Annotated in this window: 12 protein-coding genes; 7 read left to right on the top strand and 5 right to left on the bottom strand. The window is 59.9% G+C overall.

Annotation, left to right across the window (positions count from 1 at the left end; translation table 11 throughout):
* Positions 1-520, top strand: a 520-nt coding sequence (locus tag ACPYOI_RS32430; RefSeq protein ID WP_481423915.1) for a hypothetical protein, incomplete at its 5' end; no start/stop codon positions are given.
* Positions 521-661: 141 nt separating this feature from the next.
* On the top strand, positions 662-1129 hold the full coding sequence (locus tag ACPYOI_RS32425) for a hypothetical protein (RefSeq protein ID WP_481415492.1): 468 nt from the start codon (positions 662-664) through the stop codon (positions 1127-1129).
* Positions 1130-1417: 288 nt separating this feature from the next.
* On the opposite strand, the gene ACPYOI_RS32420 is transcribed toward ACPYOI_RS32425, so the two are convergent.
* From ACPYOI_RS32420 to ACPYOI_RS32410, 3 genes are read right to left on the bottom strand one after another with little or no spacing between them, the layout of a single operon-like run.
* Positions 1418-2353, bottom strand: coding sequence for a DUF2950 family protein (locus tag ACPYOI_RS32420; RefSeq protein WP_481415493.1), 936 nt, complete (start codon positions 2351-2353; stop codon positions 1418-1420).
* A gap of 33 nt (positions 2354-2386) precedes the next feature.
* Positions 2387-3805, bottom strand: coding sequence for a DUF3300 domain-containing protein (locus ACPYOI_RS32415; protein WP_481415494.1), 1419 nt, complete (start codon positions 3803-3805; stop codon positions 2387-2389).
* 46 nt (positions 3806-3851) lie between these two features.
* Entirely contained in the window at positions 3852-4166 is a 315-nt protein-coding gene (locus ACPYOI_RS32410) for a hypothetical protein (protein ID WP_481415495.1), read from the bottom strand.
* A gap of 321 nt (positions 4167-4487) precedes the next feature.
* Between ACPYOI_RS32410 and ACPYOI_RS32405 the strand changes: the two genes are divergently transcribed.
* From ACPYOI_RS32405 to ACPYOI_RS32385, 5 genes are all read left to right on the top strand, one after another.
* A complete protein-coding gene (locus ACPYOI_RS32405; protein WP_481415496.1) occupies positions 4488-4829 on the top strand; it encodes a DUF3302 domain-containing protein in 342 nt (113 codons plus the stop codon).
* Complete coding sequence (locus ACPYOI_RS32400; protein ID WP_481415497.1) at positions 4829-5986, top strand: HlyD family secretion protein; 1158 nt, start codon at positions 4829-4831, stop codon at positions 5984-5986. The genes ACPYOI_RS32405 and ACPYOI_RS32400 overlap by 1 nt, the downstream gene beginning before the upstream one ends.
* 86 nt (positions 5987-6072) lie before the next feature.
* Positions 6073-7761: a SulP family inorganic anion transporter gene (locus ACPYOI_RS32395; RefSeq protein ID WP_481415498.1), complete on the top strand. Its 1689-nt coding sequence runs from the start codon at positions 6073-6075 to the stop codon at positions 7759-7761.
* Positions 7762-7787: 26 nt separating this feature from the next.
* Positions 7788-8624: a polyphosphate kinase 2 gene (ppk2, locus tag ACPYOI_RS32390; RefSeq protein WP_481415499.1), complete on the top strand. Its 837-nt coding sequence runs from the start codon at positions 7788-7790 to the stop codon at positions 8622-8624.
* A gap of 38 nt (positions 8625-8662) precedes the next feature.
* Positions 8663-9817 carry an AI-2E family transporter gene (locus ACPYOI_RS32385; protein ID WP_481415500.1) on the top strand — a complete coding sequence of 385 codons (1155 nt, stop codon included), beginning with the start codon at positions 8663-8665 and terminating at the stop codon, positions 9815-9817.
* A 104-nt stretch (positions 9818-9921) separates the two neighbouring features.
* Here the strand turns inward: ACPYOI_RS32385 and ACPYOI_RS32380 are convergent, their stop codons facing one another.
* Positions 9922-10107: a hypothetical protein gene (locus ACPYOI_RS32380; RefSeq protein ID WP_481415501.1), complete on the bottom strand. Its 186-nt coding sequence runs from the start codon at positions 10105-10107 to the stop codon at positions 9922-9924.
* Positions 10108-10356: 249 nt separating this feature from the next.
* On the bottom strand, positions 10357-10559 hold a 203-nt coding region (locus tag ACPYOI_RS32375; protein WP_481423914.1), incomplete at its 5' end, for a hypothetical protein.

The following is a 10559-nucleotide window of genomic DNA, read 5'->3' as shown; positions in this document are numbered from 1 at the left end:
TCCTTATCGGTCTTACGAGGCGCTACGCGGCCACTGGGATCATATCGAGGCCGCTGCTAGGCGCAACGAGCCTGAGGAGCGCAAAAGGCGGCAGGCGGAACGACGCGGAACGGACAAGGAAAGAGCCTCGCGTCTCCGCGCAGGCGAACGGCGCCGCCGGCGCTACCCGTTGGTGCCCGACGACCCTCCACCCCTCGGCCGCCCGGTGATGACGCCGACCTATGGCATCGTCATCTTTACCGGCATCGGCGGGGAACTGGTCGATCCGGAAATCCTTCGTTCCTTCTACGCCGACATTCCTGCAGACGATACGTACATTTGGGGACGCTGGCGTCCCGCAACACTGGAGGAACTCGTCAGAACATGGCCATCGCGGCCCGGCACGGCCCAAGAAACCGCTGGTGCCATTTGGTGGCAGCCCACGATCGACCAACTGCGCACGGCGCGGAAAACGGCTCGTTCGTTAGAGCGGCGGCGGCATAGGGCTTCTCAGGCACTACCCCATCATCTGGAAGCCTGATCGGCACAACGCGTCGGTTTCCGCTAACCGCCAAAAAACGCCAAACGTAACCTACCGTATGCTACCTCCAGGGACGCGTATTTTACTGCCTTAGCGTCTTCAATCGCCCTATCATCTCCTCAAATTTTGGAGGCTATGGCGATGACATCAACGGAGACGTCCAAATCCCATCCAATGACCAGCGCGGAAGAACTGCGCAAACGGGCCCTTGAGCTTCAGCTTAAGGAGATGGAGCGCGACGAAAAGATAAAGGCGCGCGAGGCAAAGAAGCACGCCGAGTTCGTGGATGATTTTTTCCGCAAGCATATCGATGAAACCGAGCGCGCCGTCATCAAGCGGCTGGTCATGAAAGCGGCCACCGACGGAAAGTACGAAGCCCTGATCTATAGTTTCCCTTCGAGCTTCTGCACCGATAGCGGCCGTGCTATCAACAATAACCTTCCCGGCTGGCAGCAGACGCTCCAGGGGAAGGCCAAGGAACTGCATGAGCTTTTCGAGCAGATCGCCAAGCCCCAGGGCTACGGGCTGAAGGCAGCGATCATCAACTTTCCGGACGGCATGCCGGGCGACGTCGGCTTGTTCCTGACGTGGGAGCCGCCCATCGAGTGATCGTTCCCGCTTTGGTATCGGCGGAGAAATTGCGCGAAAGTCTTTGGTCTGCAACGGTAGCTGGCGCAATGGCGCCGGCTGACCGATGTCTTGCAGTAAGGCTACCCTATACAAACATGATCAGAATTCCGTGCACGCCCGTCGATTGATGGACGATCTGCATGAAATGACGAGCGAAGAGATCCCCGCCCTGCCCCGACGGCGTGGGCGAACGCTGGCGGGCGGCGGTACTCCAATCGCGCGAAGGCGGGCGCTCTCCGCCGTCGCGCACGACATCGCCGGTCCGCGCTAGTCGCGAACGACAGTCCAGTTGGAATCGGGATTGAAGTCCTTGATCGCCGCGGCCCGCTCTTCCGTCTGCGGCCCCAGGTCGCGTTGGTAGACGACGCTCACTCCGTTGATGATGAATGTCTGCACGCCGGTCACCCGATATTTGACCGGCCAGGCGAGCAGCGCAAAGCCGCCAGTCATGTGGCCGTTGACGATATAGCTTTGCTTGCCGCCGAGCACATTGTCTCCCTGCCCCGTCAGGATGCGATAGCGATATCCAAAGTAGCCCTCACCGCGCTTGGCTTTGTCGAAGGCGGCCGTTTCAACCATAGCGCCTGCCGGGCTTTCTTCACCATACACACTTGGATCCCAGTACAGACCGTCCACCTTGCCGGGACTGCTGATCAGCCTTTGGGCATATTCGTAAATGCCGTCCCCATCCCGATCCTCGGACGCATATTCGCGCTGGGCCGCGACATAGTCGTGCATGGTCTGGATCGTCGAGAGTTCATTCTCGCCGATGCGACGGTTGACGATTTCCTGCAGCCCAACCTCGGTATCGAACGCCCACTTGCCATTCTTGTCCTTCGACAGCGGGAATGGCAACGGCCAGAGGACATCTCCCACTTGAACGATCTGGCGATCTCCTACAGCCTGAAGGCGCAACTGCCGTGCCGCGCCCTGGCGGATGAGGCCATAGCTTGCCATGGCCTCGTTGCTGGACCGCAGCTTGGCGGCATCCAGGCCGAGGAGCTTTGCCAAACCGTCGAGATCATCGTCGCTCAGCACGGTCTTGAACCGCTGAAGCGCCGCCGATGGATCGTCGAATGATGGCGGGGTTCCGGCCGCGAACTCCGAAAGGTCCGTCTGCATCTGGGCCGTGGACGGAGCTTCGAAAGCCAGGGACAGCGCCGTACCGAGCAGCAGCGGGATCAATCTCAACCGTAGTGTCATGGTTTGTCTCCGGTCATCTGAAAAGCTTGGAACCTAACGCCGGCCGCCGCCGCGCCCACCGCCGCCGCGTCCACCGCCGCGACCGCCGCCGCCGTGCGGCCTCGGAGGCGGGCGACTGGCAGCGCGAGACCCACCGCGATGCCCGCCTCCCATGCTCTGCCCTCCTCGCTTGGAAGCAACCGCTTCGCGGCGGCCGGACTGCATGTTGCCGAGGGCGCTTGACTGGCGTGGCCGATTGTCGGCTCGCGCTGCCATCTTCGGCGCGCTGGGCTTCTTGTTTGCTTTCGCCGCCGGCTTTGATGGACGGTTCGCCACGTTAGCCTGACGATTGCCCGCATTGCCTGGACGGGCTTCCGGCCGAGAAGCGCCCGGTCGATTGGCGGCGAGATTTCCCGCCGATCCCGGATTTGCCTTCAAGCCTTGGACCGTGCCCTTGCGGATGTCGTCGGCACGGTCGCTGATGTCCCTAGTGCCCGGCCCGATGTTGCCTTGGCGGTTGCTGACCTTGTTCTTGATCTGGTTGCGGTTGTCGGACTGGAGGCTGGACTTGATCGCTGAACGATCGAGATTGGCAAGCTGATCCTTTCCGATATTTAGCTTACTCCGGTCGACCTTGGTCCAGTCGATGTCGTTCCACTTGACCTTGCCGTTGAAGTTCCGGTCGTTGAAGCAGTTGTTGCAGTCGACGTCGATGTCGCCGCCCCAATCACCACCCCATACGCCCCAATCGTCCCAGTTGACGATGGCGCCCCATGCGATCCCGGTGATCGCACCGGCGAAGAATGCGGCGCCCGGATAATAGTAGCTGTCGTAGGAATCGGGATAATAGGAGATCGGCGCAGCTGCGTAGCCCGGTTCATAGAACATTTCGGGTGGATATTGCGGGATGTAGACCTTCTCCGGATTGGTCGGCCGTATGACGATGTTTTCATTCTCCGTCACCACGGTGATCTTGTCGTCGGTCTTGATGACGTCCTTCGCCACCGCCTCGTCGCGAAGCTGCTGAATGGCGATCAGCACGTCCTTCTGCTGATTGGTAAGTGCATCAGCAAGCGATTGCGTCCAATCGAGATCCTCGCTCATCATCTTGATGATGTCCGGATAGTTCAGAAGCGAGATGACGCTTCCGTCCCAATCGTCCTTCGGCTTGAGGTTGGCGTCCTTCTTTTTGGCCTCAAGGAAGCGGGCAGCCTCCACGACCTGCAAGGGAAACAGCGACGCCGCAGAGATCGCGGCGACAAGTTCATCCGGATAAAGCGCGATGCGCGCCACAAGGACCTCGAGATCATCCTCGGAAAGCAGTTCGGTTTCCGCCTTAGCCTCGACAGCCTGAGCGGGCGCGGGGTTTGGCGTGGGTGTTGGCGTCTGCGAATACGCCAGCGGGCCGGGATGCAACGATATGATTGCGAGGGCTGATAGTCCGCCGAGCAGCCTGCGGGAAATTGCTTTCATCGCGCATCGATCTCCTTTGAATCAAACAGTTGCAATGATGCGTGCCTCACGGAGATCTCGGCCTGGTGTCCGAGGGCCTCCTGAGCATTACGATTTTCGACTGGGCGAGTGCCTCGCCCATTTCTTTCAAAAGGGCATCGACTAGAGCGGCGTATTCTTGCCGCCGCGCTTCCCGCAGGTTGTCCGGCAGGCCTTCGACATGCGCCAAGGCCTCCGCTGCGGCGACCAGATCCTCACACATGCTGCGAAATGCCTCATTCACATAAAAAAGTCGCTGCACCAGCCTCTTTTGGTCAGGAAAATGCGCCTCGGCCGTCTCGAGAACGGACAAATGGGTCGAGTTGCTTTCTCCCGAAGTCATGCCCGCCTCCGCAATCGAAACGCGTTAAGCAGATTGTCACAGTATATAACGCCTGCTGAGGGCAGAGGCGTAACTTACGCGATCCTACGGTTGGTCGGCTTCCCGGGCGCGTAAAGCCGGTTCGGTCGTGCGCTGAACAAATTCGCCGCCTCAAGCGATCGGCCGCGACGGCCATTCACGGTCACTCTTCAGCACCGAACCGTCTTCATCGAAGCGATAGAGGTTACGCGATGCTACGGGCGTTTGCGCCAAAGCGGGTCTACTATTGCAGGGTCGATAGCGCCGAACGGCTCGGCTGGACCAAGCCGAAAAGGAGGGGCCGTGTTTCTCGACTATTTTGCCTTGGGCGTGCTGGTTTTCGTCGTCGTCACCCTGTTCTACGCGGTGATCGCGATCCACGACATTCCGCATCTGATAGCCAAGGCTCGAAATCATCCTCATCAGGACGCGATACACGTTGCGGGATGGGTCAGCCTTTTCACGCTCCACGTCATTTGGCCCTTCCTTTTCATCTGGGCCACGCTCTACCGGGAAGATCGCGGCTGGGGCATTCGCCCGGATGGAAAGCTCTCGGCGGAGGCCGAAGCGAACGCGGAGATTGCCCGTCTACATGCGCGGATAGCAGAGCTTGAGGCGAAAACGCCGGAGAGGGAGAACGCCTGATGGAACTGCTCCTCATGCTCACCTACGCCGCGATCTGCTGGACAATCTTCAAGTTATTTCGGATTCCAGTGAACCAGTGGTCGCTCGCGACTGCCGTCCTTGGCGGAATATTCATCATCTCCGCGCTTATTCTTCTGATGAGCTACAACCATCCTTATTCGAGCGATGGGCGCATCTACTTCACGTCCGCTCCTGTCATCCCGGTGGTCGGGGGGCAGGTTATCGATGTCCCGGTCTCGCCGAACGTTCCGCTGAAGAAGGGCGATGTTCTCTTCCGCATTGATCCGCGACCCTATCAATATACGGTGGACCAGACAAAAGCCTCTCTTGCGGAGGCCGAGCAAACGGTTCGACAATTGAAGGCCGCGCTCGACGCCGCCAACGCAGCGGTCACGGGTGCGGAAGCCTCGCGGGATCGGTCGCTGCAGGCGTTCGAGAAATTCCAGGCATCGAATGAAAATGCAAAGTCGAGCGGCAGGGGCGCCGTCTATTCCGAGCTCGAAGTCGAGAACCGGCGCGGCATCTATCTCACCTCGGAGGCTGCGGTTGATACTGCACGCGCACAGGCGGCGCAGGCAAGGCTCGCCTATGAATCCGAGATCAATGGCACGAACCCCACGGTGGCGAGGTTGCAGGCCCAGTTGCGCAATGCCGAATATGACCTCGACCAGACAACGATCCGGGCGCCAAGTGATGGCTATGTGACGCAGGTCTTTCTCCGGCCGGGCATGATGGCGAACCCGCTTCCCCTGAGGCCGGTGATGGTCTTCATCGATAGTCAGGATCGCATGCTGGCGGCGGCGTTCATCCAGAACTCGCTGCAGCGTGTCCGCGTCGGTGACGAAGCAGAAGTGGCTTTCAAAGCGGTGCCCGGCAAGATTTTCAAAGCACGGGTTCAGGAAGTCATCGACGTGATGGCCCAAGGCCAGTTACAGCCGAGCGGCGCACTGATCGACCCGCAATCGCCCGAGCGAGTTTCGCCCGGCCAGACGCTGGCGCGCATCGAACTGCTCGAAGACACCCGCGACTACCAACTACCAGGCGGTGTCGTCGCGGAGGTCGCTGTCTATACCGACCACTGGCACCACGTCGCAATTCTCCGGAAGGTGCTGCTGCGTATGAGCAGTTGGATGAACTTCGTGTTTCTCGAACACTAATATGAGACGCCGGCCTCTTCGACCGTCGGCGATGCAGGCGCGACGGCGGGAAAGAGGAGCCAACGACAAACGATAAGGAGCGAGCGGTGATAGGCAGTCTTCCGTTGTTGCGGGGGTTGGCCGGTTTCAATCGAGATTGGCTCCGCAGCGATATTCCGGCCGGGCTGTCGATCGCCGCGGTGGGCCTGCCGAGCGCTATCGCCTATCCCGCGATCGCCGGTCTGCCGCCGGAAACCGGCATCTACGCAAGCATCGTTGCTCCGATCGCCTACGCGATCTTCGGTCCTTCCCGGCTCCTGATCGTCGGCCCCGACGCCGCAACCATGACCGTGCTTGCGGCCGCGATGGCCGCCATCATCGCAGCCGAGCCCGCGGCCGCCAGCGTCGATCGGGTTGCCATCGCCTCGGCCCTCGCCCTCGGCGTCGGTGTCTTCTGCATTGCTGCGAAACTGCTGAGGCTCGGCGTCCTGGCAAGCTTTCTATCCCGTCCCATCCTTGTTGGGTTCTTCGCAGGCGTGTCGCTCTCCATTCTGGTCGGGCAGATCGGCCGCTTCACCGGGGTGAAAATCGAGTCGGATGGGCTGATCCCGCCGCTCGTCGAGACCCTTGGAAAGAGCGCATCCATTCACTGGCCGTCGCTCCTGTTCGGCCTGTCGATGTTTGCGCTGCTCTGGATCGTCAAGGCGTTCAACCTCAAGGTTCCAGGCCCCGTTCTCGTGGTGGTCATTTCCGTCATTCTCTCTGCGCTCTTCAACTTCCGGGGCCACGGCATCGCCGTCGTCGGCGACATTCCGATTGGGCTGCCGACGCTCTCCCTGCCGGCATTTTACGCGATGCCGTTCGACAAGATCGTGCTTGGTTCGGCTGCGATCTTTCTCGTGAGCTTCGGCGCTGGCATCGTAACCGCGCGAAGCTTTGGATCGCGGACCGGCGAAGAGGTTGATGCCAATCAGGAGCTGATCGGCCTTGGCGCTGCCAACATTGCACCCGGCCTGTTCGGCTCGTTTCCCATCAGCATGTCGGATTCGAGAACGGCTATAAACTTGTCGACCGGCGGCGTTTCACAAGCCGCAGGTCTGGTTTCGGCCGCCACGCTGATTGCAGCACTTGTTTTCCTGCATAGCGCACTGCGGATACTTCCGATTCCTGCACTTGCGGCGATCCTTGCATCGGCAGCCATCAGCCTCATCGATGTCCATGAGCTGCGTAAGATCTGGCGGATCAGCCGCATGGAATTCGTCTTCGCGCTGATCGCCATGTGGGGCGCAATCAGCTTCGGCGTTCTCAACGGCGTGATCGTCGCCGTTGCCGCAACCCTCGTCTACCTCCTTCGCAAGACAATGTTTCCGCGCGATGGGCTGCTCGGCCACATCGAAGGACGGCACGGTTTCTTCGACCTTGCCCGCTTTCCGGACGCTCGCCCCGTCCAGGATGCGGCCGTCTTCGCGATCCAGGGGAGCGTCCTGTTCTACAACGCCGATTATGTGCGCATGCGGCTGATGCAGGTTGTGAACGAGCTGGCCCCCGAAACCAAATGCTTCGTGCTGGATGCCAGCGCCATCACACATATCGATAGCACGGGCGCGGCCGCACTCGATGCTGTGACCGAGATCCTTGCGAAGCGGGGCATCGTCTTCGCAATTGCCGACCTCAGCGAGGAAGGCCGGGGCATCCTCGAGCGCGCCGGCATCATCAAGGCCATCGGCGCTCACAACCTTTTCAATGGCAGAGAAGAAGCGCTGCGGACGCTCATAGGCAATTCCGCAGGGCAGTGAGCTTGGGCGACATAATGGAGGGAATGATGGACGAAGTATACGATGCGAAGCATGACATGCCGACGGAACGCAAGGGCAAGCAGAAGAAGGCGAAATCGTGGGATTACAACAAAGAGATCAAGCGGCTGCAGATCGAACTGGCGCATCTGCAGGCGTGGATAAAGAAATCGGGCGCCCGGATCGTCATCATCTTCGAAGGACGTGACGCCGCCGGCAAAGGTGGCATGATCAAGCGGATAACGGAGAAGGTCAGTCCACGCGTCTTCCGTGTCGTCGCGTTGCCCGCTCCCACCGATCGCGAGAAAACCCAAATCTATATGCAGCGCTATATTGCGCACTTGCCCGCGGCCGGCGAGATCGTGATCTTCGATCGCAGCTGGTACAATCGTGCGGGCGTTGACCGCGTGATGGGCTTCGCCAGCGAGAAGAAAGCCCAGCGCTTCCTTGAACTGGCACCCCGCTTCGAGGCCGCAATCGTCGAAAGCGGCGTCATTCTGCTGAAGTATTTCCTGACCGTCAGCGAGGAAGAGCAGGAACGCCGCTTCAAGCGCCGCATCGATGATCCGGTCAGGCAGTGGAAACTCAGCCCGATGGACGTCGAGTCCTACCAGCGCTGGTGGGACTATACACGGGCCTATGACGAGATGCTGCGGATGACCGACAGCAACCACGCGCCATGGTGGATCGTGCCCTCCGACGACAAGGAGCGCGCCAGGATCAACTGCATCTCGCACATCCTGCAATCGATCCCTTATGAGCGCGTAAAGTTCCGGGCACCCGATCTCGGGAAGCGCCAGAAGCGCCCGTCGGACTACATCGACGACCAGAGCATCAGACACGTCGTGCCCGAGGTGACACCATAGAAGGGCTCGATCGTGAATGCGGAGGACGGGATGCGACAATGGAGCAGGCAAACGAGAGGGCAACGCAAAGAACCGATGCCGGACAGATTTCCATAGAGGCAAGAGTAAGCGACCTTGTCAAACTTGGGATCATCGGCCTGTTCGCCTATTGGACCCTGCTTCTCATCGCCCCTTTCGCGCTGATCGTCGTTTGGTCGGCCATCCTTGCAGTGGCGCTCTTTCCGATGTTCGAGGCGCTTTCGAGACTTCTCGGAAACCGGCCAGTCATCGCCGCTACCATTGTGGTCGTGGCCTGCCTTGTGTTGATCATCGCGCCATTGGCGCTTGTCGTTACCAGTTTCGCCGATGCGATCCAGGCGCTTGTCGGTAAGCTGAAGGCAGACAACTTCACCTTGCCACCCGCGCCGGAGACCATACGCGACTGGCCTGTTATCGGGGAGCGCGTTCATGCTGCCTGGGACCAGGTAGCAAGCAATCTCGCTTCGACCATCATCAAGTTTCAAGCGCCGATTCTTGAAGTCATGGGCGTCGTTGTTGCAAAACTTGCATCGATCGGCGGCGGCGTATTGAGCTTCATCGTCTCGATCATTCTCTCGGGCGTCTTTCTCACCATGTCGGGACGACTGGCTGCGGCGATCCAGGTGCTGGCACACCGGATTGCCGGCGATAAGGGCGTTGGCTTTGCGCGTTTGGCCGGAACGACAGTGCGGAGTGTCTCGCGGGGCGTCATCGGCGTCGCTTTCCTGCAGACACTGCTGTGCGGGCTGTGCTTTGCCGTCTTCGGCATCCCGGCGCGCGGGGCACTGACTTTCCTGGTATTCGTCCTCTGTGTGATGCAGCTCGGGCCTGGACTCGTGCTGCTTCCGGCGATCGTTTGGGCGTGGTTCTCCTGGCCGGCTTCGATCGCATTGGTCTTTACCGTCGTGGCGGTTCCCATCATGGTCGTGGACAACGTCTTGAAACCGGTCTTGATGGCGCGAGGCCTCGCGACCCCAATGCTGGTTATCCTGATTGGCGTGATTGGCGGCACCCTGTCATACGGTCTGCTGGGTCTGTTCCTGGGGCCGATCGTTCTCAGCGTCTTCTACGAATTGCTGCGCGCCTGGGCTTGGCCGTCCGAGGTATCAACAGGACCGAGGGATGCTGCGGAGATAGCGGCCGACAGCAAGCTGGAAAGCCTGAAGATTGATTGAATTTTGTCCAACGCCCCGTCGGCGACTAACCGCGCGTCTGTTTACCCCAAAGCTTCCCGGCTCGTACAATAGATCAAAACCTCCTGCTCAATTTCGCGGCAAAGCTACTCATACTCCCTGATAAGGTTCTCTTCCTTCGGGCTCTGCTTTCGAAACCGGTCCAGCGCGTCGCCAGCAAGGTCATACGCTTCAAGCATCTCGCCCAGCGTCTCGCTGACCATCCCGGCTAGAAGATGACGGATATCAGGAAGCCGCAACATCAGCTTTCGCCGCCCGCGCTCTTGGCTCATTCAGTCAGCTCCGCATTCAACGCACTCTTGCAAGTAACATCAAACCGCTGACAAGCGGGATCGTTCCAGGCCTATCGCAACGATGCGTTGATCATGGCGAAGGGCCGACCGGATAGGGAAAGGTCAAGCCAGGAGAGCAACTCGTGCTGGCCATCGGGACGCGATGTTGGGTTGACGATGCCATCTCCGATAGAGGTTACGTGATATTACGCCGACCATCCGGCCGAAGATGATAATGTCGCGTCACAGTCAGAAGACAGCGTCATAGTCGGAGAAACGAAACAGGCGCACGAGGGCCGAACAGCAAGCCATTGCCCGCACTGTCCGGTTACTCGCAAGGTTGCGCGCGCCTTGTGATGAACGATCGCACGCACCGGCCATGGAGAAGGTTTCAATCTTTCTCGTTGTCGCCTGCGTTGCCGGAGAGCTCAACTGATGGCGAACGACCTTAC

This window comes from Rhizobium sp. SVR5-2C (assembly GCF_056755115.1).
The sequence above is the reverse complement of the archived record's forward strand: the minus strand, read 5'-3'. Positions and strand labels throughout refer to the sequence as shown.